Raw genomic sequence first — 23889 nt, forward strand, 5'->3', positions numbered from 1 at the left:
GTGTCAGGCGGCGACGGCCGCGGTGTCGAGCGTGCGCGCGGAGTTCTGGAGCACCCAGTCCACATCCACATCGTGGCCGATGCCGGGCGCGACCGGGACGCGCACGATCCCGTCGTGCGCGACGACGGGTGGGACGATGACGTCGCGCGCGTAGTACTTGTCGGAGCCGGAGACATCCGACGGCAGCGAGAAGTTCGGCAGCGAGGAGAGCGCGACGTTGGCCGCCCTGCCCACCCCGAACTCGTGCATCCCGCCGCACCACACCGGCACCCCGGCGTCGCGGGCGACGTCGTGAGCCAGGCGCGCGGCGGTGAGGCCGCCCATCCGCGAGACCTGGATGTTGAGCACGCGGCCCGCGTCGAGCGCGAGCATGGTGTGCAGATCGGCGATGTCGACCACGGACTCGTCGAGGCACACGGGCGTCGCGATCGCGGACTGCAGGCGGGCGTGGGCGACGAAGTCGCGCGGTGCGAACGGCTGCTCGATCATCGTGAGCCCGAAGCCGTCGAGCGCGCGCATGATCGCGGCCGACTCGGGGGTGTCCCGGTACGCGCCGTTGGCGTCGACGTGCAGGTCGAGCCCGGGATGCGCCGCGCGGACGGCGCGCACCGGCTCGACGTCCCAGCCGGGCGCGATCTTCAGCTTCACCCGCCCGTAGCCCGCCTCGACCTGCCGGCCGACCTGTGCGAGCAGCTCGTCGATGGTCGGCTCGATGCCGAGCGAGACGCCGGCGACCACCTCGGTGCGCGTGCCGCCGAGCGCGGTCGCGAGCGGGACGCCGGCGGCGCGCGCGTGCAGGTCCCAGGCCGCGGCGGAGAAGCCGGCCTTGGCGAACTCGTGGCCGCGGATCCGCCGCCAGGTCGCCTCCAGCTCCTCCGGCGTCTCCCAGGGGGCGCCGAGCGCGGCGGGCACGAGGTAGCGCTGCGCGATGTCCCAGGCCGCGCGCGTCGTCTCCGAGCCGTAGTAGGGGTCGGCCGGCGTCGCGATCTCGCCCCAGCCGACCCTGCCGTCCGCGTCGGTCGCCTCGACCAGCAGGTGGTTGAGTCCGGTCTTGCGGTGCGAGCTGGTCTCAAAGCCGTGGACGAGCGGCAGATTCACGTCGAACAGCCGCAGCCGGTCGATCCTCATGCGGTGACCTCCTGGTCGTTCGCGGGCGTTCGGGATGCGTTCGGTGCGCGCAGGGCCGCGGCGTCCACGGCGAGGTAGGCGGAGGTGCTCGCGTCGACGCGCGTGCAGGCGACGAGGACGCGGCCCTCGGCCAGCAGCGCCTCCAGCGCGTCCCGCACGTGCAGCCGGAGCAGGTCGTGCGACGCCCGCTCCTCCTCGTCGTCGGAGAGCGCGAGAGAGAAGGCGGGCATCGCCAGCCAGGCGGCATCCTGGACGGTGCCGTCCGGCCGGGTCACCGTGCCGCGGGAGACGCGGCCCCAGTCGGAACGGCCGAGGGCGGGAGCGGCGGCCCTGCGCAGGTCGGCGACGGGATCGGCGCGGTCCGTGAGCGTCCACTCGACGACGATCCGGTCGGTGCCCGGCCTGCCGTAGTAGTCGCGAACGAAGCCGATGCCGTCGGCGCCGAGCGAGCTGAAGTTGAAGTGGGCGTTGCGGGAGAGCACGGGGTCGAAGGTCCAGCGCATGGTGCGGTGCCCCCAGCCGAGCGCCACCTCGCGCTGCCGTTCCTTGAGCATCCGGCCGATCCCCTCGCCCTGGTGCGCGGCGTCGACGACGGCGGCCTGCGAGTAGTGGAAGTCGCGCCCGCGGTCGTCGCGGCCGGCGAAGCCGTAGGCGAACCCGATCAGCTCGCCTCCGGCGCCGCGCACGCCGACCGCGGATCCGCCGTTGCGCGCCAGCGCGCTGAGAAGATTCGGGTTGAGCGAGAACTCGGGACGCTCGTAGCCGAACACCCGGGTGTACAGCTCGGCGGCGGCGCGGAAGTCGTCGCCGGTGGTCAGCGTCTCCGTGCGGAGGGCGGAGCAGGGAGCCTGGGGCACGATACGTTTCCTATGTTTGGCCGCTGAAAGCTTGGTGCGCAGATTATGTTTATCAGTTCGCCGGATAGAGCAACAGATATGATTCGTAAAATTGCGATCGGAGACGACATGACCGACGACGTTCTCGCCCGGCTGGAGCGCCTGACCCGCATCGAATCGCCCTCGCTGGACGTGCGGGCCAGCGAGCGGACGGCCGAGCTCCTGGCCGGCTGGTGGAGCGACGCGGGCGCGGCGGTGCGCATCGAGCGCACCAACGCGGGCGCGAACCTCGTCGCCGAAGTCGACGGGACGGGCGATCCGCTGCTGCTCGTCGGCCACTCCGACACCGTCTGGCCGCGCGGCACCATCGATGGCGATGTCCCGTGGTCGGTGGACGGCGACACCGTGCGCGGTCCCGGCGCGTTCGACATGAAGAGCGGGCTGCTCGCGATGCTCGCCGCCGTCGAGCGGCTGGCCGGCCGCCCGCATCGCGCCGTCCGCGCGGTGATCGTGTGCGACGAGGAGGTCGGCTCCCCGACGACGCAGGGCCTGCTGCGCTCGTGCGCGGAGGGCGTCGCCGGTGCGATCGGCTTCGAGTCCCCGCATCCCGACGGCGCCCTGAAGGTCGGCAGGCGCGGCAGCACCCGCGTCCTGCTCGGGGTGCGCGGGCGCGCATCGCACGCCGCGCTCGACCCGGAGAGCGGCGTCTCGGCGATCGACGAGCTGGTGGACCAGCTGATCGCCGTGCGACGCATCGTCGGCGACGACGCGCTGCCGTCGGAGGTGCTCTGCAATGTCGGAACGATCCGCGGCGGCGGGCGCGCCAACGTCGTCCCGGCCGCGGCGGAGGCGGAGATCGGACTGCGCTTCGTGGACGGCGCGACCGAGGAGGCCGTGCTCGGCGCCCTGCGCGCCCTCGAACCGGTCCGCCGGGGAGCGGAGCTCCAGGCGCGGCTGCTGAGCCACCGCCCGGCGTGGAGTCCGTCGGCCGCGGACGACGCCTTCCTCGCGAGGATCGCGGCCGCGGGGCGCGGGATCGGCCAGCAGGTGACGGGCCGCCCGGCGAGCGGAGCGGGCGACACCAACCTGCTGGGCAGCATGGGCGTGCCGACGGTCGACGGCTTCGGTCCGCGCGGCGGCGGCGCGCACGCGGTCGGCGAGCACTTCTCGCTCGCCTCGCTGGCCGAGCGGATCGACCTGCTGGAGGCCGTGCTCGCCGACCCGCCCGCCGCGGGCTGACCGGCGGACCGGCCCGCGCCGGCCCGACCTCCTCACCACTCCCCGTCCGGCGCTGCCGGCAGCGCATAGCCCCGCGGCACGATCAGGTAGACCGTGCGCCTGCTGTGCTGCCACGCCGCGTCGAACGCTGCGCGCGGGTAGCTGCGGAGCCCCGCTTCACCCCCGGGGTTCGCCGGGTCGGCGACGAGCACGTCGCCGTCCTGGTCGAACCCGCGGATCACCAGCAGGTGGCCGGCGGTGTCGTAGTCGGCGCCGGCCAGCTCCCCGGGACCGAACGAGATCGAGGCGATCAGCGGGATGCCGGCGTCCGTCAGCACAGCGGCGGAGGCCAGCGACGCGAGCCGGGTCACGACGGCGTCGAAGCCGAGCTCCCCGGCGACGCCCGCGTTGAACGACCAGTTGCCTGTGCCGTCGTAGGCGGCGTCGTAGACCGCGCGCGCCAGCCACGGGACCCGCGGGTCGGCGCCCGGCGGCACCTCTTCCTGCGCGGCGCCCTGGATGCGGGCGCCCCAGGCCAGCGCGACCATCGTGAGGGAGGTCGGCGAGCACCAGGCGGGACCGCCGCCGCCGAGGCCGGCGCGCGCGGGGTACGCCCGCTGCGAGAGCGGCGCGAGGGAGGCGGCGGCGCCGTGCGGGGCGACGCCGGGGCCGCCGGCCACCGACGCAGGCCGGCCTGTCCCGTCCGGCGCGCTGAAACTCACGGCGGCCAGGCGCAGCGGCCGCAGGCCCGTGCCCTGCGCGTCGTCCGCCGGCGTCACCCGCAGCTGCACCGCGTCGAACCGGCCGCCCGCCCCGGCGGTCAGGACGTCGGTGTCCACGGCCGGCCCGGCGCCGGCGTCACCACGCTCGCCGCTGCGTCGCTCCCCCGGCGCGCCCCAGCGGGCGAGCAGCTGCCACGGCTGCCACGAGCCGTCCGTGGTCCGCGCGCGGATCTCGACCAGCGCCGTCGTGCCCGCGTCGAGATTCCAGGAGGCGACGGCCTGGTCGGCGGCGACGCCGTCGCTCCAGCCGGTCTCGAGCGCGGTGGAGGTCCAGGTGCGCCCCTCCCAGCCCGCATCGACGGCGGCGCGCACCAGGGACGTGCACCAGAAGCGGGCTCTCGGTTCCGACGACATCGGCTCCCTCTCCTCGGCGCGGAATGATTTGGAACGGATCATCTCCCATCGCCGGTCGTGGCGTCAACGCATCCGAATCGGATCGTCGTGCACATAATGCGCGCCCTTGCCCTCGTTGACGCACGTTCTATGCTCTGTGACACCGCTCAATGGTGCATATTGCGCGCAAACCACATCACCCGTCACGCGAAGAGCGTTCACCGAATCTTCATCCCTCGTCGAATATCTGGAACGAATACGTTGACCTGGACGCGCTCCATGCTGTTCCATTACTCCAACCCTGGTGGTCCTGAATCGCTGGACCTGGGCCCGATGGAAGGACTCACATGCGCACCAGACCCCGCACGCATCTCATCCGGGCGCTCGCCTTCGCCGCCGCCGCAGCCGTGATGGCCGCGCCCGCCGGCGCCGCGAACGCCGCGACCGGCGACAGCCTGCACGCCGCCTCCGCGACCCCGACCTCCGGCGCGAAGGACGGCAAGACGATGCGGATCGCCACCTCCGGCTTCGTGGACAGCTTCAACCCGTGGACGTCGATCTACCTGCTGCCGACGAACATCTTCCGCTACATGTACGAGAACCTCGTGCAGAACAGCGACGTCGACGGCTCGCCCACCAAGGGCCTCGCCGACCACTGGAAGGCCGAGGACGGCGGCAAGAAGTGGGAGTTCACGCTGCAGGACGGCCTGAAGTGGTCGGACGGCGAGCCGATCACCTCCGCCGACGTGAAGTACACGTTCGACCAGATGATGACCAACCCCGACCTCGCGGTCGCGAACGGCAGCTTCGTGGCGAACTTCGCCGACGTGCAGGCGCCGGACGAGAAGACCGTGATCATCGACCTGAAGGCGGCGCAGGCCCCCAACCCCGGCATCGAGGTCCCGATCCTGCCCAAGCACATCTGGGAGAAGGTCTCCGACCCGGCGAAGTACCCGAACGACAAGGACGTCGTCGGCTCCGGTCCCTTCCTGCTGGAGAGCTACAAGGCCAACCAGTTCATCACCCTGAAGGCCAACCCCACGTTCTGGCGGGGCGCTCCCAAGATCGACACCATCCAGTACGTCTACTACACGAACTCCGACGCCCAGGTGCAGGCGCTGCGCTCCGGCGATGTCGACTTCGTCTCCGGTCTCACCCCGACGCAGTACACGGCGCTGAAGGGCGCCGACGGCATCACCGAGCACGCGGGCATCGGCCGCCGGTTCTCCTCGTTCAGCTTCAACTCCGGGCTCAAGACGGTCGACGGCCAGGCGTTCGGCAACGGCAACCCCGCGCTGAAGGACGTGGAGGTGCGCCAGGCCATCCGGCTCGGCACCGACACCAAGACGCTGCTCGACAAGGTCCTGAACGGCCTGGGCGAGCCGGGCACCAGCTTCATTCCGTCCTCCTACCCGCAGTGGACCCTCCCGACCGACGACGCCGCCGTGAAGGAGCTCGCGTTCGACCCGGAGAAGGCCAAGCAGAAGCTCGACGCCGACGGCTGGAAGCCGGGAGCGGACGGCATCCGCGTCAAGGACGGCCAGCGCCTCTCGCTCCGCCTCTTCGTCGACTCCTCCGACCCCACCGAGCAGGCCGCGGCGCAGTACTTCCAGCCGTGGATGAAGGACATCGGCGTCGAGATCAAGCAGGTCGCGACCGACTCCGACACGATCAACGCCGCGACCGTGAAGGGCGACTACGACATCTACTTCAGCGGCTGGAGCGTCGGGCCCGACCCCGACTACCAGCTCAGCATCAACACCTGCGGCAGCCTGCCCACCAAGACGGACGGCACCGGCGCGACCTCGCAGGACGGCTGGTGCAACCCGGCCTACGACGAGCTGTACAAGCAGCAGCAGACCGAGACCGACCCGGACAAGCGCCAGGCGATCGTCCAGAAGATGCTGCAGCTGAACTACACCGACACGGCCCAGATCGTCTACTGGTACGCCAGCGGGCTCGAGGCCTACCGCTCCGACCGGTTCACCGACTTCCGGATGATGCCGGCCAAGGGCGGGATCATCGCCAACCAGTCCGGCTACTGGGGATTCATGGACGTCGCCCCGGCCGGCGACGGCGCCGGGAGCAGCAGCGGCGACGGCGGCCCGAACGTGGGGCTGCTCGTGACCGGCGGCGTGATCGTTGTCATCGTGATCGGCGCGATCGTGTTCTTCGCCGTCCGCCGGCGCAGGAGTGCCGACGTCGAATGACCGATACGGTGGCCGCGGCGGGCTCCGCCCGGCGCGGCCACCGCTCTCCCGCCGCGTCAGAGAAGAAGGCATATGAGCAATGCAACCCCGGTCACCGAGGCGGTGATCCTCGAAGAACAGGGCGAGGCGAGCGTCCGCAGCGCGCCCGCCCTGAAGTTCGCGCTGAGCAAGATCGGCGGAGCCGCGATCAGCCTGGTCATGGTCATCCTGCTCGGCTTCTTCGCGTTCAAGATCCTGCCGGGCGACCCGGTCGCCGCGATGGCGCGCGAGCACCCGATGTCCTCCGAGCAGATGGCCCAGCTGCGCGCGCAGCTCGGCCTCGACAAGCCGCTCTGGCAGCAGTTCATCGACTACCTCGGCAACGTGTTCACGCTCAACTTCGGCCAGAGCTACGTCTACAAGCAGAGCGTCGCCTCGCTCATCGGCGAGTACTTCTGGAACACCATCCTGCTCACCGGCACCTCCGCCGTCCTGGCGATCGCGCTCGGCCTCTGGCTCGGCCAGCTCTCCGGCTGGCGCGCCGGCTCGCGGTTCGACAAGCTCACGACGTCCACCTCGCTCGTGCTGTGGTCGGTGCCGACGTTCTGGCTCGCGCTCATCCTGCTGATGGTCTTCGGCGGCACCCTGCACTGGTTCCCCACCGGCGGCATGGTCTCCCCGGACGCGCCGGACGATCCGCTCGGCCTCGCCCTCGACGTCATCTCGCACATGGTGCTGCCGGTCATCACGATGGTCGCGGTCGTCTACGCGCAGTACGTCATGGTGATGCGCGCCTCCGTCATGGAGGAGAAGAGCGCCGACTACCTGATCACCGCCCGCGCCAAGGGCCTCAAGGACGACGACCTGCGCCGCAAGCACGCCGTCCCGAATGCGCTGCTGCCCACCGTCACGCTCGTCTTCATGCACATCGGCGGCCTGATCGCCGGCGCCGTGACCGTGGAGACGGTGTTCTCCTGGCCCGGCCTCGGCAAGCTGACCTACGAGGCCATCCAGGGCCCCGACCTGCCGCTGCTGCAGGGGACCTTCGTCGTCTTCTCGGCGATCATCATCGTCATGAACCTCGTCGCGGACTTCGTGTACCGTCGGCTCGACCCGAGAGTGAGGCGCGGATGAGCGGCTCCACCGCGACCGTCGCCCGGTCGCCTCGCAGCATGGCCTGGGCGCGGCGCCGCCGCGCGCTCGCCGAGTTCTCGCGGGAGTTCTCGCACAACCGGGCCGGCATGGTCGGCCTGATCTTCCTCGTCGTCGTGATCGTGCTCGCGCTGCTGGCGCCGGTCCTCGCGCCGTCCTGGATGCTGGATGTCACCAAGCTGCTCGACCAGCCGCGCTTCGCGCCGCCGTCGCTCGCGCACCCGCTCGGCACCGACGACCAGGGCCGCGAGCTGTGGGTGCGGATGATCTGGGGCGCCAGGGTGTCGCTCCTGGTCGGCTTCGCCGCCACCGCCGTCTCGATGATCATCGGCACCATCGTCGGCATCGCCGCCGGGCACTTCACCGGCTGGACCGGCGGCCTGCTGATGCGCATCGTCGACTTCTTCCTCGTCCTGCCCTCGCTCATCCTGGCGATCGTGCTCTCCTCGGTGCTCTCGCGCGGGGTGTGGACGATCGTGATCGCGATCGGCCTGACCTCGTGGGCGGGCACCGCGCGCGTGGTGCGCGCGCAGACACTGTCCGTCGAGTCCCGCGACTACATCGAGCGCGCCCGCGTGCTCGGCGCCGGGCACTGGCACATCATCGTCAAGCACCTGCTGCCCGCCGTGCTGCCGCTGGTGCTCGCGAACACGACGCTCACGGTCGGGTCGGCGATCATCGCCGAGTCGACGCTGTCGTTCCTCGGGCTCGGCGATCCGACGCTGCAGTCGTGGGGTTCGGTGCTCAAGAACTCGATGGACGTGTCCGCGGCCACCGCGGGCTACTGGTGGTACGTGCTCGTCCCCGGCGTCGCGATCGTGCTGGTCGTGCTCGCCTTCACCCTGGTCGGCCGCGCGGTCGAGACCATCGTGAACCCGACCCTGAGGAGCCGCTGACATGCCGGAGCTGACGTTCGACGATGTGAGCATCACCTACCGCACCGCCGGCAGGACCGGCGACCGGGGCGAGGTCGCCGCGGTGCGGAACGTCTCGCTGTCGCTCCCGACCGGCGGCACCCTGGGCGTGGCCGGCGAGTCCGGCTCCGGCAAGTCGACGCTCGCCATGAGCGTGCTCCGCCTGCTCCCGCCGAACGCCACCCTGAGCGGCAGCGTGCGGATCGGCGACACCGACATCGCCGACCTGCGCTTCGGCGAGCTGCGCGCCGTGCGCTGGGCGGAGGCGTCCATCGTCTTCCAGGGCGCGATGCACTCCCTCAACCCGGTGCGGACGGTCGGCCAGCAGATCACCGAGGCCCTCGAGCTGCACGTGGCGGACGGCTGGCGCACCGAGAAGGCGCGCGCCGCCCGCGTCGTCGAGCTGCTGCACGCCGTCGACCTCGCCACCGCCAAGAAGGACGCGTACCCGCACGAGCTCTCCGGCGGCCAGAAGCAGCGCGTGATGATCGCGATGGCGCTCGCGTGCGAGCCGGACATCATCATCGCGGACGAGCCGACGACCGCACTGGATGTGATCGTCCAGAAGCAGATCCTCGACATGATCAGCACCCTGGTGTCCGAGCGCGGCATCTCGCTGCTGATGATCAGCCACGACCTCTCGGTGCTCGCGACCGCGTGCGAGCGCATCGCGATCATGCGCGACGGCGAGCTGGTCGAGCTCGGCGACGCGTACGAGGTCTGCACCGACCCGCAGCACCCGTACACCCGTCAGCTGGCGGAGGCGTTCCCGACGATCGGCGACCCCGCCTCCCGGCTCAACCCGGTCACGCGCCGCGCCGACCCCGGCGCGATGCGGGACCGCGAGCGGACGCTGTCCGACGAGGTGCTCCTGGAGGCCAGAGGCGTCACCGTCACCTACCGCGGGCGCGGACGACCGCTGTCGGCGGTCAAGAACGTGGACCTGAGCCTGCGCCGCGGCGAGATCCTCGCCCTGGTCGGCCAGTCCGGCTCCGGCAAGACGACGCTCGCCCGCACCATCGTCGGGCTGCAGCGCGCCGACGCCGGCAGCGTCATCCGGTTCCGCGGCACGGACATCCCGCACCGCGGCCGGGCGCTGCGCGAGTTCCGCAGCCAGGTGCAGATGGTGCTGCAGGACCCGTCTGCCGCGCTCAACCCCAAGATCAGCGTCTACGAGTCGGTCGCGGAGGGGCTGCGCGTGCAGCGCTTCGCCGGCGACGAGCAGGAGCGCGTCGCGCAGAGCCTGGCGGACGCCGAGCTGCTGCCTCCGGAGCGGTTCTTCCGCGCCATCCCGCAGGAGCTGTCGGGCGGCCAGCGGCAGCGCGCGGTGATCGCGGGCGCCCTCGCGGTCGGGCCGCAGCTGCTGGTCGCCGACGAGCCGGTCGCGTCGCTCGACGCCTCGGTGCGCGGCGAGATCCTCGCCCTGCTGCTCTCGCTGCGCGACCGGCTGGACCTGAGCGCGCTGGTGATCACGCACGACCTCGGGCTCGCCTGGAACATCGCCGACACGGTCGCCGTCATGTACGAGGGCGAGATCGTGGAGTACGGGCCGACCGAGCAGGTGCTCCTCGACCCGCAGCACGCGTACACCCGCCGGCTGCTCGCCGCGGCCCCGAGCATCGAGCGGAGGCTCGTGTGACCGCCGCCGCCGTCGAGACCGCACGGCTCGCCTACCTCGACACCGCGCCGCTGAAGCCGGGCGACCGGGTGCGCTTCGTCTCGCCCTCCGGGCTCGGCAGCGCCGAGAGCCTGGAGCGCGCGGTCGGCTACTACCGGGACTGGGGGCTGGACGTGGTCGTCGGTGAGCACGTGCTCGACCCGCACCCGCGCGCCTCCTACCTGGCCGGAGCGGACGACGCCCGCCGGCAGGATCTGGTGGACGCGTGGCTCGACCCGGACGCCGACGCCGTGGTGTGCATCCGCGGCGGCTACGGCGCCATGCGCCTGCTGGACGGGATCGACTGGGAGCGGATGCGGCGGGCGGCGACCCGCCGCGACGGCCGGCCGAAGCTGCTCACCGGCTCGTCCGACATCACCGCGCTGCACGAGGCGTTCCGCGTCCACCTGGACGTGCCGACGCTGTTCTGCCCGATGGCGGGCAACGACGTGTTCCGCGACTCCGCGTTCGTGCGCGAGGACGTGCGGCGCTGGCTGTTCGAGCCGTGGCGCGGCCGTGACCTGGTCGGCCCGCGCACCGAGGTGCTGGTGCCCGGCGCGGCGAGCGGCCGGTTCACCGGCGGCAACCTGAGCCTCCTCGCCGGCGCGATGGGCGCCCCCGAGTCCCTGGATCGCCCCGGCGGCATCCTGTTCCTGGAGGACGTGGACGAGGACACCTACCGGCTCGACGGCTTCCTCGTCCAGCTCGCCCGCTCCGGCCGGCTCGGCGACGCCGCCGCCGTCGTGCTCGGCTCGTGGCACCAGTGCGGCGAGCTGGACGCGGTGCGCGCGCTCGCGGAGGAGCTGCTGCCCGGTCTCGGCGTCCCTGTGCTGTGGGAGCAGGGCTTCGGGCACGACCCGGACGCGCTCAGCGTTCCGCTGAACGTGGACGGCGTGCTCGACGCGCCCCAGGACGGCCCGGTCCGGCTCGTGGTGGGAGAGGACCGCTGATGGCGGTCGCGCTTCCCGCGCTCGATCCCCGGGTGCGCTGGTCGATCCGCGTGCTCGACGCGGCGGACGGGTCCGTCCTCGCGTCGCACGCGCCGGACGTCGTCTGCGAGACCGCCAGCATCGGCAAGGTCTTCCTGCTCATCGAGGTGGCCCGCCGGCTGGAGGCCGGCGAGCTGGACCCCGGAAGCCGCATCGAGATCCCGGACGAGCACCGGGTCGCGGACTCCGGGCTGCTGTACCGGATGCGCGACCAGCGGGTGACCGTCGAGGACGCAGCGCTGCTGGTGGGCGCCGTCAGCGACAACCTGGCGACGAACGCCCTGCTTTGGCTGTGCGGGCTGGACACGGTGCGCGCCGTCGCGCCGTCGCTCGGCTTCGCCGACACGTCGCTGCACGACTTCATCCGGAACGAGCGGACGCCCGACCTGCCGTGGACGCCGTCCTACGGCACCGGCGCCGAGCTCGCCGAGCTCATGCGCCGGCTGGGCGCCGGCGAGGTGATCTCGCCCGGCGTGAGCGGCCGCGTGCTCGACTGGCTCGCCGCGGACACCGACACCTCCCTCGTCGCCGACGCGCTGCTGCTGGACCCGCTCGCGCACGTCGAGCCGGAGTATCAGGGCATGGTGCTGCGGCACAAGACGGGAAGCACCTCGTTCGCGCGCGCCGACATCGGTCACCTCGCCGGACCGGCGGCCTCCGTCGCCTACGCCGTGGCCGCGAACTGGAAGGACTCCGAGACGGACCTGCGCGCGCCGGTGCTCGACGCCATGCACGCGATCGGCGAGCAGCTGCGCGCCCACGTCACCGGGATGGCCAGGGCATGAGCGCCGGATTCGCCGAGGCGGAGCGCGAGCTCGACGGCCTGCGCTTCTCCGCCCTCGCCGTGGATGTGGACTCGGGCGAGACGCTGTTCGAGCACCGGCCGGACCTCGTGCTCGACACCGCGAGCGTCGGGAAGGTGTTCTTGCTGCACCGGCTGCTCGCCGAGGTGGACGCCGGGACGCGCACGCTCGAGGAGCGCGTGACCAGACGACCGTCCGAGTGGATGGACAACTCCGGCCTCTGGTATCTGCTGCAGGCGGACACGCTGTCGCTGTACGACGTGGCCGCGCTGATCGGCGCGGTCAGCGACAACGCGGCGACGAACACGCTGTGCCGGGTGATCGGCCTCCCCGTGGTGCAGGAGCACACCCGTGCGCTCGGGTACACGGACTCCGGCCTCGACGACGTCGTGCGCTGGCCGCTTCCGCCCGGCGCGCCGCGCACGCTCTCGCATGCCACCGCCTCCGAGCTCGTCCGGTTCGTGCGCAACACGGCGACCGCGGCCGACCTCAGCCCGGCCTCCGCTGACACCCTGCAGCGCTGGCTGGGCGCCGGCATGGACCTGTCGATGGTCGCGTCCGCGTTCGGCCTCGACCCGCTGGCCCACTACTCCTTCGACCGCGACGTCTGGCTCTGGAACAAGACCGGCACGATCTCGACGGTGCGCGCGGACACCGGGCTCGTGATGTCGCCCGAGCGCCGGGTCGCGTACGCCGTGCTGGCGAACTGGCCGCGGGACGTCGACGCCCGCGACCGCGTGCTCGCCGTCATGCGCTCCGCGGGCGACGTGTTACGGAACCGGCTCGCGGAATCCCGCCCCGGCGGCGGCGCCCTGTGATACTTCTGCTATGTCCCCCGAGAGGCGAGATGTGAACGCTGTCGAACTGGGAAGCCCGCACGAGCGGTACGACGCCCGCGTGCAGCGCCGGTCGGCGCTCGTGCTGAAGCGGCGCGTGATCGAGCAGGAGCGCGAGCAGCTCGCGCACGCGCTCGACTGGGCGGCCGAGGACCCCGCCTTCGAGCGCACCGCGGGGCTCATCGTCGCCGCGCGCCGCCGCTTCGTGCTCGGCGCGGCGAAGTCGTTCACGTACGCGTCGCTGCTCGCGATGGACCTGAGCGCGGGACTGGCGAACGTCGTGCTGATCGACGGCACCATCGTGCGCCCGCTCGACGTGCTGAGCGACGTGCGCACGAGCGACGTGCTCGTGGCGTTCTCGCTGGCCCGCTACCGCAAGTACACGGTCGACATCGCCGAGCTCTTCAAGAAGGCGGGCGGCACGCTCGTGGTGATCACCGATGCCGCGGACGCTCCGCTGGTGTCGATCGCCGACGAGTGCCTGATCGTGGACACGGCGAGCGCCTCGTTCGCCAACTCGCCCACGTCCGTCGCCCTCGTCATCCACATCCTCACCACGCTGACCACGGCGAGCGCCAAGGGCGCGGGCCGCCGCCTGCTGGAGCGCGACCGCCTCGCCGAGAAGCTCGGCCTCTACCTCGACGACTAGCGCCGGCCGCCGGATGATGGCGCGCGCGGCGAGTCCGACGCCGACGAGCAGGCGCCTCCGGCATCGTTCTCGGTCAGCCGGCACTCGGCGCCGGAGTGTGCCGCCGCCGCGGTCGAGCCCCGGCGCGCTATGTTCTCTCCGTGACCCGCCGCCCGCACCGCGCCGCCCTGCTCGTCCCCGCGCTGATCGCGGCCCTGCTCGCCGGCTGCGCGAGCGCGCCGCCACGGCACTCGGACGCCGAGATCTCGCGCTGGATGGACCGGCACCGCGGAGGGACGCTCGGAGGGGGCGGCGGTGTCGGCGACACACCGGGCGTCCACGGTCGGGACGGGACCATCACCCTCGACCTCGGCGATCCCGCCACCGTCACCGGCGCGACGATCTGGTGCCTCGGCCCGGGGAGCGCCCACGTCACGATCACCGCCAGGACGGCGCACGGGTCCACGACAGTGCCGGGAGACGCCGAATGCGCCGACGGCCCGCACCCTGTCGACCTGCTCGGCATGACCGTGACGGGCGTCGACCAGATCCTGGTGAAGGAGGTCGACCTGACGAGCGTCGAGGCCTGGTACATCGCCCTCGACGGCCGCTGACGCAGCGGCACCGATCCCGGAAAAATCGGCATTGCCGAACCGCTCTGCGCGGGGCATCCTGCAAGTGTCGGCGCCGCGCGCGGTGCCCGGCTTCCTGCGGCTACCGGGGGGTTCCCGTGGATGTGCCGAGGGCCGCGCGCGGGCCGGCGCGACCCGTTTCTCTTAGTGCACAAATCAGGTCTAGCCGCAGGGATTGACAGGAGTCACACTGTGCGCATCCGGTACCGCCGGCGCGTTCCGCGGCGGGTGACGGGCACCGGTGCTGAGGAGGTCCGCCCATGACGATGCACGCGTCTGTTCAGCATGAACCGCACCCCGACGAGAACGCCCCCGTCCCCTACCTGCGCCACGGTCAGCTGATCTCCCTGATCCACTGGCAGCGGGTCGCCGGCGACTGGAAGTACACGACAATGCTCGTCGAGTACGCCGGACGGGACGACCAGCACTGGCAGGTCGTCGCGAAGGGCCAGCCCATGGTCCTCGACCGCGCCGACTGGGCGATCTTCAACTAGGAGGCGGGCGCTCCGAGCAGCTGTGCCCTGAGCGTCGCGGCGAGCCAGGACTCGAACCGCGGGACCGGCCAGCGCGAGCCGACGACCAGCTCCTCGTACACGCCCCGGGCGGCCAGGGCGCGGTAGACGGCCTGCGCCTCCGCGAGCGGCAGCGCGAGCGCGGGCTCGATCGAGGCGATCAGCCCGTCCATCACGCGATTGCGGCCGCGCAGCTTCGCGCGCAGCAGGCTCTGGGTCTCGGCATCCTCGTCGAGGGCGGCGTCCAGGATGCGGACGACGTCGAAGTCGGTGGAGTAGAGGACGGTCAGCCAGTGCGCTGCGCCCGCGATCCTGGCGTCGGTGTCCGGCTGGGCGAGCACCTCCTGCGCGAGCTCGCGCGCCCTCGCGCGCTCCAGCCAGCGCTCGCAGATGGCGTTCAGGATCTCGCGCTTGGCCCCGAAGGCCGCGTAGACCGTGCGCGTGCCCACCCCGGCCGCCTGAGCGATCGCCTCCATGCTCGTCACCGCGTAGCCGTCCCGGGCGAACAGCGTCTGCGCCGCGGTGGCGATGCGGAGCTTCGTCTCCGCCGCCTGCTGCTGGCGGTAGGTCGAGACTCCGGTCTTGACGGCGCGATCCATGCGATCGATACTAGTGACTGCATTGGGTGCAGTCACACTGCATCCAATGCATGACCACTGCGAACAAGGGAGTTGTCATGGTCGGCACGCGAACCGAGCCCTCGGGGCTCCGGATCATCGAGCGGATGCTCGCGGAGGGCTTCGCCACCGGGGACACCGCCATCGTCGACGAGCTGTGCTCGCCCGACCTGGTTGAGCACCAGTTCGGGCTCTCCGGCACGGGCGCCGAGGCCATCGCCAAGGTCAAGAAGGGCATCGCGGAGGTGCATGCGGCCTTCCCCGACCTGCGCTTCACCGTGCAGGACTGGGCGGAACGCGACGACATCGTCTGGGTGCGGGCGGAGGGGGCCGGCACCAACACCGGCCCGTTCGCCGGGCCGCCGACCGGGCTCCCGGTCCGGCTCACCGTGATCGACATCGCGCGGATCGCCGACGGCCGCATCGTGGAGCACTGGGGCGTCCCGGACCGCTTCGAGCTCCTGGTGCGTCTCGGCCGCATCCCGACCCGGGGCTGAACGGCACGTCCGGCGGTCAGGCGGGCGTCGGCGTCACCACGAAGTCGTCGACGCTGTGCAGCTCGGCACGCACGTACTCCGCGGCGTGCTCCGCGATCAGGGAGGCGTCGGCGAGGCTCACGGCTCCGGTCGCCACGACCGCCGATCCGAGCAGGCGGTGCCCCGACCAGCGCAGCCGGACGTCGCGGACCGCCGCCACCCCTTCGGTGCGCTGGAGCGCGTGCTCCGCGCGCTCGACGAGCCCCGGATCGACCGCGTCCATGAGCCGCGCGCCGATCGACTTCACGGTCCCCCAGAGCAGCACCAGGATCGAGACCGCGATCAGCAGGCCGATGATCGGGTCGGCGAGCGGGAAGCCGAGCAGGACGCCGACGGCGCCGAGGACGACGGACAGCGAGGTCACGCCGTCCAGCCGCGCGTGCATGCCGTCCGCGACCAGCGCTGCGGAGCCGATCCTCCTGCCGACGCGGATGCGGTAGATCGCGACCAGCTCGTTGCCCGCGAAGCCGATGACGCCGGCGACGATCAGCCACCAGGCGTTCTCGACGGGACGCGGGTGGATGAACCGGTCGATCGCCTCCCACCCGGCGATGACGGCGGAGAGGGCGACGACGAAGACGATGAAGAGGCCGGCGAGGTCCTCGGCGCGGCCGTAGCCGAAGGTGTGCCTGCGGGTGGCAGCGCGCCGGCCGAGGACGAACGCGATCCAGAGCGGAACGGCCGTGAGGGCGTCGGCGAAGTTGTGGATGGTGTCGGCGAGCAGGGCGACCGACCCGGTGAACCAGACGAAGAGCAGCTGCAGCAGGGTGGTGCCGAGCAGGACGAACATCGACACCTTCACGGCGGTCACGCCCGCCCGGCTCGCCTCCAGCGCGTCGTCCACCGCGTCCGCGGCGTCGTGCGTGTGCGGGACGAACAGGTCGTAGAGGAAGCCGCGCACGCCGCCGTGCGGGTGGTCGTGGTCGTGGTCGTGCGGGTGGTCGTGGTCGTGGTCGTGGTCGTGCGGCTGGTCGTGGTCGTGGTCGTGCGGGTTGTCGTGGTCGTGCGGATGCGCGGTCCCGTGCCCATGCACGTGGGGGACGCCACCCCCGCTCACGCCGACGCCTCCTCCGCGGACGCAGCCTCGGCGTGGTGGTGCCGCGGTGTCCCGCCGAGGGAGTGCTCGGCCTGGAAGATCGCGTCGGCCACCAGGCGGCTCGCGTGCTCGTTCTCGAGCCGGTAGAAGACGCGCTGGCCGTCCTGCCTGGTCGCGACGATCCGGGCCAGCCGGAGCTTGGCGAGGTGCTGCGACACCGCGGACGGCTGCTTGTCGAGGATGTCGGCCAAGTGGTTCACCGACAGCTCGCCCGCATCCTTCAGCGCGAGCACGATCCGCACCCTGGTCGCGTCGGCGAGCATCGCGAACACCTCGACCGCGAGCTCCACGAACTGGCTGTCGGGGAGGCGGCCGCAAATCGGCTTATCTGCATCCATACGCAGATACTAACTCGTCCTCACCCCTCCCCGAACCCACACCCCCGGCGCTACCCTGCGTGCGTGGACGACGACCCGGTCGTGAGCAACCCCGACCACTATGCGCTGCTGTGGGAGAACGAGCGCGTGCGCGTTCTCGAGTACCGGGACGCCCCCGGCGACGAGACCACCCCGCACCGGCACCCGGACTCCGTCATGGTCACCCTCACGTCGTTCTCGCGACGCCTCGCCTCGCCTCGGGCGACCGCAGCAGGGACGTGCGGCTGGCCGCCGAGCAGGCCGTCTGGATCCCCGCACAGTCGCACACCGGCCGCAACACCGGCGACACCCCGACCCACACGATCATCGTCGAGCTGAAGGACGCGCCGGCCTCCCCCGCCTCCGGCGACCCGCTCGGTCCCGAGCAGTCGCGCTAGTTTGGTTGCCTCAGGCAACTAGTCGGACGTATCCTGTCGGAGTGACGACCCCATCCGACGGCCCCGAGCGCCAGCTGCTCGCCGCGCTCACGCTGCTCGTGGCGGACTGGGCGTCCGTCGCGACGCAGGAGGCGATCGCCCGGCGTGCCGGCGTCGACGTCGACCCCGTCGACGTGCAGCCGCTCTACGCGCTCGGCCAGCTCGGCCCGCAGCGCGCGAGCGCCCTCGCCGACACCCTGCGGCTCAGCCGCCCGACGATGAGCAAGCAGCTCCGCCGGCTGACCGAGGCCGGCCTCGTCGAGCGCGAGCCGGACCCCGGCGACGCGCGCGCCTCCACCCTCTCGCTGTCCGCACGCGGCAGGGAGGCATACGACCGGCTGGTGAGCGAGGGCATCGCCATCGTCCACGCCGCCCTGGCCGAGTGGGATGCGGCCGGCACGGACGCGTTCGCCCGAGACCTCTCCCGGTTCGTCTCCGCCCTCGCCGTCGACGGCGGAGCCGGGAAGCAGCCCAGCACGGCGGGACCCGCCGCGCCAGAGAAGAAGAAGAAGAAGAAGAAGAAGAGGTAGAGAATGACCCGCACCTATGTGGTCACCGGATCGGCGTCGGGCATCGGCGCCACCACCGCCCGCAGGCTGACCGAGCGCGGAGAGCGCGTGATCGGCATCGACCTGAAGAACGCCGACGTCGAGGCCGACCTGTCCGTCCCGGAGGGGCGGGCCGAGGCGGCGGCCCGCGCGATCGAGCTCGCCGGCGGCACCATCGACGCGGTGATCGCGTGCGCGGGGATCGCCGCGCCGATCCCGAAGACCATCTCGGTCAACTACTTCGGGGTCACCGAGCTGCTGACCGCGCTGCTGCCCGCCCTGGCCGCCTCCGAGGCTCCGCGCGCCGCGGTCGTCTCGTCGATGGCGTCCCTGCAGGCGAACTCGGCCGAGATGGTGGAGGCCGCGCTCGCGGGCGATGAGGCGGGCGCTCTGGCCATCGCCGAGGGCCTCACCGCCCAGGGACCGGAGACCGGATACCTGGTCTACCCGTCCTCGAAGCGCGCACTGGCCCGCTGGGTGCGCCGCGAGTCCATCACCCCGGCGTGGGCCGGGGCGGGCATCCCGCTGAACGCGGTCGCGCCAGGCACCGTGATCACGCCGATGACCGCCGACCTGCTGAAGACGCCGGAGGGCGCGGCGATGGTCGACGCGAGCGTCCCGATGCCGCTGAACTACCACCAGCCCCCGGAGTCGATCGCCGCGCTGCTGATCTGGCTGACCAGCACCGAGAACACCCACATGGCCGGCCAGGTGATCTACGACGACGGCGGCGCCGACGCGACGCTGCGCGGCGACGACATCTGGTCCTGGAACGACACCTCGAACTAGCCTCAGCACCCCCTCCCCCGGCGCCCGCCCCCCGAAACCGCCGAGTACGCAGATTCTCTGCGTACTCGGCCGTTTCGGCCCCACTTTCTGCGTACTCGACGGGTGGGGAGCCCCCCTCCGTCCGGTCTAGCCAGCGGCCGGCCGGCGGCGTTAGCGTTCGCACGCCGGATCGGACGGAGGCGCACGATGAGCAGCTCTACGGGGAGGGCGGTTGCCGGCTGGACGCTGGTCCCGCTCGCGCTCGCCCAATTCATCTGCTCGTTCGCCGGGTCGAACATGAACGTCATGCTCACCGACATGAGCAGGGATCTCGGCACGACCGTCGCGGGCATCCAGCTGTCGATCACGCTGTTCCTGCTCACCATGGCGGCGCTGATGGTGCCGTTCGGCAAGCTGACCGACTGGCTGGGACGCAAGACCTGCTTCCTGCTCGGGCTCGGCATCTACGGCGTCGGCGCTGTGCTCAGCGCGCTGTCGCCCGGGCTCGGCCTGCTCATCCTGGGCAACTCGATCCTGGAGGGCGCGGGGACCGCTCTGCTGATCCCGCCCGTCTACATCCTGGTGACGCTGTACTGGAAGGACATGCAGGGCAGGGCCAGGTCGTTCGGCCTGGTCAGCGCCGCCGGCGGCATCGGCGCCGCGACCGGGCCGCTGATCGGCGGCTGGATCTGCAGCGCCATCAGCTGGCGGGCGGCCTTCCTGTTCCAGGCGCTGATCATCGTGGTGATCATCCTGTTCGCGCTCGCGCTGAGGGACCCGCTGCCCGCCGATCCCGACCGCCCCTACGACGTCGTCGGAGCGCTGCTCTCCGGCGGCGGCCTGATCGTCTTCGTCGCCGGGATCCTCGCCATCGACCGCACGCCGCTCCTGGCGATCGTCCTGCTGGTGGTCGGCGCCGGGATCATCGCCGCGTTCTTCGCGTGGATCCGGCGGCTGGAGCGCCGCGGCCGCGAACCGCTGCTGTCCACCGCGCTGTTCGGCAACCGCGTCTCCAACCTCGGGCTCGTCACGCAGAACTTCCAGTGGCTGCTGCTGATGGGCGTCTCGTTCCTGGTCTCCAGCCACCTGCAGGTGGTGCGCAAGTACAACGCGATCGAGACCGGCGTCATCTTCACGGCGGCGACCCTCGGCATCCTCGTCTCCTCGCTCGCGGCGGGCCGGCTGGCGCGCAGGATCGCCCAGCGGACCCTCATCCTGAGCGGGTTCCTCGTCACCGGGATCGGCACGCTCCTGCTGCTCCTGGTCGGTGCGGTGCCGGGGGCGTGGCCGTTCGCTCCCGGCCTGCTCGTGATCGGGCTCGGGATCGGCGTGATGCTGACCCCGAGCGTGAACGTCGTGCAGTCGGCGTTCCCGGAGGCGCAGCAGGGCGAGATCTCCGGGCTCTCGCGCAGCGTCTCGAACCTCGGTTCGAGCTTCGGCACGGCGATCGTCGGGACGGTCCTCGGATTCGGCGTCGGCCAGCGGGCCGGCGGCTACGTGCTCGCCATGATCGTGCTGGTCGTTGTGGCCGTCGGCGGGGCGGCCGTCTCCGGCTTCCTGCCCGCGCGGCCGTCCGAGGCGCGCGGCTCCGCAGAGGCGACGGCGTAGTCCCGCCCAGTCCGCCACCTCCCGCGACGGGACCCCGGCGGGTACGTCCCGACCCTGCTCGCGCGGGGACGGACGTACCGGACGGGGTCAGTCGTGAGGGGTGCGGGGTCAGTCGGCGGCGTCTTGGACCTCGTTGTCGAGCTTCTCCTCGTCTACCGCGAGCTCGCTGCGCGTCACGCCCGTCGCGTGGGTCAGCAGCCCCGCGACCTCGTCGGCGAGGGACGGGTCGACCACTGCCACGATCCCGGCGCTTCCGGCGTGCAGCGTCTCGCTGATCGACTTCAGAGCGTCCGCCGAGGCGTTCTTGGACAGGTGCCCGGCCAGGGCGCCGATGCCCGCTCCCGCTCCACCGCCGGCAAGCAGCGCTCCGCCGAGCGCGACCGCGGGGAACAGCGCGACGACGAGGCCGCCGGCCAGGCCGATCGCCAGGCCCTTCCTGCCACCGTGGTGCTTGCCGCCGTCGTCCCGCTTCGGGATGCTGACGTTGCCCTCCAGGTCGCGGTTCACCACCGCGGCGTCGAAGGCCGCGTGCTTACCCGACTGCTTGAAGTGCGCGTGCAGCGCGTCGAAATCCGCGACCGCCTCGTCCTCGCTCGCGTACTGCGCGGCGATCGCGGTGTACGGCTGATCAGCCATCTCCTGCTCCGTTCTGCTGGGCCTGCGCCGGGCCGGCCTGGTCTCCGCCGCCGGGTGGGTCCCGCGGCAGCCACACGGTAACGCCGCGGGGAGGCCCCGGGCAGGGGTCAGTTCGGCGCGATTCTGCCCCATTGCCAAGGCCCGTGCTCGCGCTGCATCATGCGGCTGACCGGGAGTTCCGGGGCACCACCGAGACCGCAGGGAGTTAGTCATCATGGCTCAGACAGACACCAGCAGTCAGGCACGTCAGCGGACCGGGTGGGTCGGTTGGGTGTACTTCGCCGGCATCGTCCTCCTGATCGGGGCGGCCATCGACATCTTCTACGGGATCATGGCGATCGTCGGCCCGAACACCGCGTACTTCGTCGGCCCGCGCGGCGGCGTCGCGTCGTTCGACGTCGCGGCCTGGGGGTGGTGGTCGCTGATCGTCGGGATCGCGCTGGTCGTCGCGGCGTTCTTCCTGCTGACCGGCAGGACCTGGGCGCGCGTGCTCGTCGCGATCATCGTCGCGGTGAACGCGGTGTCCCACCTGATGTCGCTCCCCGCCCAGCCCTGGTGGTCGATCGTGATGGTCGCGCTCGACGTGCTGGTCATCTACGCGGTGACCGTGCACGGGCGGGAGGTCCGTTCCTGAGCCTGGTGATGTCCGGCCTGAACGCGATCGGCTCGCGCGCGGTCGCGCGCGTGCAGTCGGTCATCGTCACCGTGGTGCTGATCATCCTGGTGCTGTTCGCCGTCGTCACGATCGCCACCTGGAACCCCGCCCTGCTCGCGCCGTCGGGCTACCCGGACTGGCGGCAGATCGTCTCCAGCGTCGCGCTCACCTTCTTCGCGTTCCTCGGCTTCGGCGTGATCACCTTCACGGCGAAGGACCTGCCCAACCCGGCGAAGCAGCTGCCGAGAGCGATCTTCCTCGCGCTGCTCATCGCCACCACGGTGTACGTCGCCGTCTCGCTCGGCGTGTTCGGGACGCTGCCGGCGGACGACGTCGTCCGGTACGGTCCCACCGCGCTCGCCGAGGCCGCGAAGCCGATCCTCGGCGACGCGGGCTACGTGCTCATGGTGATCACCGCGCTGTTCTCGACGACCGGGGCCGTGAACGCCGGCCTGTACCCGTCGATCGGGATGACCCAGCACCTCGCCCGCGTCGGCCAGTTCCCGCCGTTCTTCGGCCGCTCGGCCGGACGCTTCCCCGCGGGCCTGCTGGTCATGGCGGCGTTCGCGATCGTCCTCGTGGCGTTCTTCAACCTGAACGCCATCGCGTCCATCGGCAGCGCCGTCGCGCTGCTCGTGTTCTCCTCCGTCAGCATCGCGCACCTGCGCGTGCGCGCGCAGACCGGCGCCTCGATCGTCGTCCTGCCGATCGGCCGGGTCGCCACCCTGGGCACCTTCGTCATCTTCTGCACGACCACCCTCGTCGCCGAGCCCGCGACCGCCTGGGCGCTGCTGGCTATCATCGCGCTGGCCGTGCTGATCGACCTGGTCTGGAAGGCCGCGGCCCGCCGCTCCAAGCCACCCGTCGCGCCGGAGACGTCTGCCTGAAGGGTTTTTCACTCTTGGCCCCTGTCCGGGGGATCGGCATACTCGGAGCAATCGAGAACCGCTGCACGATCCGAAGGAGGATCCATGCGTAAGAGAATCCTGGCCGCCGCCATCGCGCTGGCCGCATTCGCCGCACTGGCCGTCGGCACACCCGCCGTCGCCAGCACGGGAGGAACCGCGGACGGGAACAGGCATCCCGACGTCGGCCTCATCCTGTTCTACGACGCCGACGGGCGCTTCCGGTGCTCGGCGACACTGGTGTCGCCGACGGTGGTGCTCACCGCCGCGCACTGCACGTCCGGCACGCTGGGCAAGACGCTCGTCACCTTCGACTCGGTGATCGCCGAGCAGCCGCCCACGCCGTTCCCGGTGGCCGCGGACCCGAGCGCCGGGTACACCTCCGCCGAGATCGCCGCGGCCGGCTACCTCTCCGGCACCGCGTACACGCACCCCGACTACTCCGACTTCACGGACACCGCGAACTGGAACGACGTCGGCGTGATCGTGCTCGACCACCCGGTCGCCTCGTTCGGGTCCGGCTATCCTGCCATCGCGCCGGTCGGCACACTGGACGCGATCAAGACCAGCAACCTCTCCAAGACGCTGTTCACCGCGGTGGGATACGGCACCGAGGTCCGCAAGCCGGAGTCCGGCCCGCAGAAGCCGCAGCCGATGACCTACCCGCTGCTGCGCCGCTACGTCGACATGCCCGGCCAGAAGCTGACCCCGCAGATCCTGCAGACGAACGGCAACCCCAACGACACGCGGGGAACCGGCGGCACCTGCTTCGGCGACTCCGGCGGCCCGGTCTTCCTCGGCGACCAGCTGGTGGCCGTGACCAGCTACGGCTACACGGACAACTGCCGCTACCTCGGCGGCTACCAGCGCGTGGACATCCCGTCGGTCGACACCTGGCTGGCGACCTTCGGGGTCTGACGGGCGGTAGCCTCGCGGCGCGAGCCGACGCCGGGGGGGTGTTGCGAGCGCTGCTCGCCGCGCCTCCCGACACGCGCATCCGGCTCTGCGCCGACGGGGACGGACTCACCGGAGACGGTGGGGTGGGCGTGCACTCCCGGACGCCCCCCCCACCGTCGCCGGGCGGGGGCCGCCCCGCCCCCCCGCGACCATGGCCCGCC

The 23889-nt window shown here is 71.7% G+C and carries 26 protein-coding genes; 19 read left to right on the forward strand and 7 right to left on the reverse strand.

The window, feature by feature from the left end; all coding sequences use genetic code 11:
• Window positions 1-3: 3 nt before the first annotated feature.
• Complete coding sequence (menC, locus tag ACTHMF_RS11740; RefSeq protein ID WP_440317742.1) at window positions 4-1128, reverse strand: o-succinylbenzoate synthase; 1125 nt, start codon at window positions 1126-1128, stop codon at window positions 4-6.
• Window positions 1125-1985: a GNAT family N-acetyltransferase gene (locus ACTHMF_RS11745; protein ID WP_440317744.1), complete on the reverse strand. Its 861-nt coding sequence runs from the start codon at window positions 1983-1985 to the stop codon at window positions 1125-1127. Before ACTHMF_RS11745 ends, menC begins: the two co-directional genes overlap by 4 nt.
• A 108-nt stretch (window positions 1986-2093) precedes the next feature.
• On the opposite strand from ACTHMF_RS11745, the gene ACTHMF_RS11750 reads away from it, so the two are divergent.
• A complete protein-coding gene (locus ACTHMF_RS11750) occupies window positions 2094-3203 on the forward strand; it encodes a M20/M25/M40 family metallo-hydrolase (RefSeq protein ID WP_440317746.1) in 1110 nt (369 codons plus the stop codon).
• A 32-nt stretch (window positions 3204-3235) separates the two neighbouring features.
• On the opposite strand, the gene ACTHMF_RS11755 is transcribed toward ACTHMF_RS11750, so the two are convergent.
• The gene (locus tag ACTHMF_RS11755) at window positions 3236-4318 is read right to left on the reverse strand and encodes a C39 family peptidase (protein WP_440317748.1); all 1083 of its coding nucleotides are present in this window, start codon (window positions 4316-4318) and stop codon (window positions 3236-3238) included.
• 326 nt (window positions 4319-4644) lie between these two features.
• On the opposite strand from ACTHMF_RS11755, the gene ACTHMF_RS11760 reads away from it, so the two are divergent.
• The 10 genes from ACTHMF_RS11760 to ACTHMF_RS11805 all read left to right on the forward strand — a co-directional run bounded on the left by ACTHMF_RS11760 (window position 4645) and on the right by ACTHMF_RS11805 (window position 14591).
• On the forward strand, window positions 4645-6507 hold the full coding sequence (locus ACTHMF_RS11760) for an ABC transporter substrate-binding protein (protein ID WP_440317750.1): 1863 nt from the start codon (window positions 4645-4647) through the stop codon (window positions 6505-6507).
• A gap of 72 nt (window positions 6508-6579) precedes the next feature.
• The gene (locus ACTHMF_RS11765) at window positions 6580-7620 is read left to right on the forward strand and encodes an ABC transporter permease (protein ID WP_314147745.1); all 1041 of its coding nucleotides are present in this window, start codon (window positions 6580-6582) and stop codon (window positions 7618-7620) included.
• On the forward strand, window positions 7617-8534 hold the full coding sequence (locus ACTHMF_RS11770; protein WP_314147746.1) for an ABC transporter permease: 918 nt from the start codon (window positions 7617-7619) through the stop codon (window positions 8532-8534). The genes ACTHMF_RS11765 and ACTHMF_RS11770 overlap by 4 nt, the downstream gene beginning before the upstream one ends.
• A gap of 1 nt (window position 8535) precedes the next feature.
• Entirely contained in the window at window positions 8536-10191 is a 1656-nt protein-coding gene (locus ACTHMF_RS11775; RefSeq protein ID WP_440317752.1) for an ATP-binding cassette domain-containing protein, read from the forward strand.
• Window positions 10188-11159 carry a S66 peptidase family protein gene (locus tag ACTHMF_RS11780; protein ID WP_314147748.1) on the forward strand — a complete coding sequence of 324 codons (972 nt, stop codon included), beginning with the start codon at window positions 10188-10190 and terminating at the stop codon, window positions 11157-11159. Before ACTHMF_RS11775 ends, ACTHMF_RS11780 begins: the two co-directional genes overlap by 4 nt.
• Complete coding sequence (locus ACTHMF_RS11785) at window positions 11159-11983, forward strand: serine hydrolase (RefSeq protein ID WP_314147749.1); 825 nt, start codon at window positions 11159-11161, stop codon at window positions 11981-11983. Before ACTHMF_RS11780 ends, ACTHMF_RS11785 begins: the two co-directional genes overlap by 1 nt.
• Window positions 11980-12819 (forward strand): serine hydrolase, encoded by an 840-nt coding sequence (locus ACTHMF_RS11790; RefSeq protein WP_440317754.1) that lies wholly within the window; start codon window positions 11980-11982, stop codon window positions 12817-12819. Before ACTHMF_RS11785 ends, ACTHMF_RS11790 begins: the two co-directional genes overlap by 4 nt.
• A 31-nt stretch (window positions 12820-12850) precedes the next feature.
• Window positions 12851-13486, forward strand: coding sequence for a MurR/RpiR family transcriptional regulator (locus ACTHMF_RS11795; protein WP_440317756.1), 636 nt, complete (start codon window positions 12851-12853; stop codon window positions 13484-13486).
• 140 nt (window positions 13487-13626) lie between these two features.
• The gene (locus ACTHMF_RS11800; protein ID WP_440317758.1) at window positions 13627-14079 is read left to right on the forward strand and encodes a hypothetical protein; all 453 of its coding nucleotides are present in this window, start codon (window positions 13627-13629) and stop codon (window positions 14077-14079) included.
• Between the two features lie 278 nt (window positions 14080-14357).
• On the forward strand, window positions 14358-14591 hold the full coding sequence (locus ACTHMF_RS11805) for a hypothetical protein (protein WP_440317760.1): 234 nt from the start codon (window positions 14358-14360) through the stop codon (window positions 14589-14591).
• Here the strand turns inward: ACTHMF_RS11805 and ACTHMF_RS11810 are convergent.
• Window positions 14588-15208 (reverse strand): TetR/AcrR family transcriptional regulator, encoded by a 621-nt coding sequence (locus ACTHMF_RS11810; RefSeq protein WP_440317762.1) that lies wholly within the window; start codon window positions 15206-15208, stop codon window positions 14588-14590. The genes ACTHMF_RS11805 and ACTHMF_RS11810 overlap by 4 nt on opposite strands.
• A 77-nt stretch (window positions 15209-15285) precedes the next feature.
• Here ACTHMF_RS11810 and ACTHMF_RS11815 point away from each other — a divergent pair, with 77 nt between their 5' ends.
• Complete coding sequence (locus ACTHMF_RS11815; protein WP_440317764.1) at window positions 15286-15723, forward strand: ester cyclase; 438 nt, start codon at window positions 15286-15288, stop codon at window positions 15721-15723.
• Between the two features lie 16 nt (window positions 15724-15739).
• On the opposite strand, the gene ACTHMF_RS11820 is transcribed toward ACTHMF_RS11815, so the two are convergent.
• Window positions 15740-16795, reverse strand: coding sequence for a cation diffusion facilitator family transporter (locus ACTHMF_RS11820; protein ID WP_440317766.1), 1056 nt, complete (start codon window positions 16793-16795; stop codon window positions 15740-15742).
• 20 nt (window positions 16796-16815) lie between these two features.
• On the reverse strand, window positions 16816-17196 hold the full coding sequence (locus tag ACTHMF_RS11825; protein ID WP_314147756.1) for an ArsR/SmtB family transcription factor: 381 nt from the start codon (window positions 17194-17196) through the stop codon (window positions 16816-16818).
• 257 nt (window positions 17197-17453) lie between these two features.
• Here ACTHMF_RS11825 and ACTHMF_RS11830 point away from each other — a divergent pair, with 257 nt between their 5' ends.
• From ACTHMF_RS11830 to ACTHMF_RS11845, 4 genes are all read left to right on the forward strand, one after another.
• A complete protein-coding gene (locus ACTHMF_RS11830) occupies window positions 17454-17612 on the forward strand; it encodes a hypothetical protein (RefSeq protein WP_440317769.1) in 159 nt (52 codons plus the stop codon).
• 41 nt (window positions 17613-17653) lie between these two features.
• The gene (locus ACTHMF_RS11835; RefSeq protein ID WP_440317771.1) at window positions 17654-18181 is read left to right on the forward strand and encodes a MarR family winged helix-turn-helix transcriptional regulator; all 528 of its coding nucleotides are present in this window, start codon (window positions 17654-17656) and stop codon (window positions 18179-18181) included.
• 3 nt (window positions 18182-18184) lie between these two features.
• Window positions 18185-18988 carry an SDR family oxidoreductase gene (locus ACTHMF_RS11840; protein ID WP_440317773.1) on the forward strand — a complete coding sequence of 268 codons (804 nt, stop codon included), beginning with the start codon at window positions 18185-18187 and terminating at the stop codon, window positions 18986-18988.
• 186 nt (window positions 18989-19174) lie between these two features.
• The gene (locus tag ACTHMF_RS11845; RefSeq protein WP_440317774.1) at window positions 19175-20575 is read left to right on the forward strand and encodes an MFS transporter; all 1401 of its coding nucleotides are present in this window, start codon (window positions 19175-19177) and stop codon (window positions 20573-20575) included.
• A 108-nt stretch (window positions 20576-20683) separates the two neighbouring features.
• Here the strand turns inward: ACTHMF_RS11845 and ACTHMF_RS11850 are convergent, their stop codons facing one another.
• Complete coding sequence (locus ACTHMF_RS11850) at window positions 20684-21211, reverse strand: DUF1269 domain-containing protein (protein ID WP_440317776.1); 528 nt, start codon at window positions 21209-21211, stop codon at window positions 20684-20686.
• Between the two features lie 214 nt (window positions 21212-21425).
• Here ACTHMF_RS11850 and ACTHMF_RS11855 point away from each other — a divergent pair, with 214 nt between their 5' ends.
• The 3 genes from ACTHMF_RS11855 to ACTHMF_RS11865 all read left to right on the forward strand — a co-directional run bounded on the left by ACTHMF_RS11855 (window position 21426) and on the right by ACTHMF_RS11865 (window position 23689).
• A complete protein-coding gene (locus ACTHMF_RS11855; protein ID WP_314147762.1) occupies window positions 21426-21845 on the forward strand; it encodes a DUF7144 family membrane protein in 420 nt (139 codons plus the stop codon).
• 8 nt (window positions 21846-21853) lie between these two features.
• Window positions 21854-22753 carry an APC family permease gene (locus ACTHMF_RS11860; RefSeq protein WP_440317778.1) on the forward strand — a complete coding sequence of 300 codons (900 nt, stop codon included), beginning with the start codon at window positions 21854-21856 and terminating at the stop codon, window positions 22751-22753.
• An 84-nt stretch (window positions 22754-22837) separates the two neighbouring features.
• On the forward strand, window positions 22838-23689 hold the full coding sequence (locus tag ACTHMF_RS11865; RefSeq protein ID WP_440317779.1) for a trypsin-like serine protease: 852 nt from the start codon (window positions 22838-22840) through the stop codon (window positions 23687-23689).
• The last annotated feature ends 200 nt before the right edge of the window (window positions 23690-23889 follow it).

Source organism: Leifsonia sp. (assembly GCF_051955155.1).
In the GTDB taxonomy this organism is placed as follows: domain Bacteria; phylum Actinomycetota; class Actinomycetes; order Actinomycetales; family Microbacteriaceae; genus Leifsonia.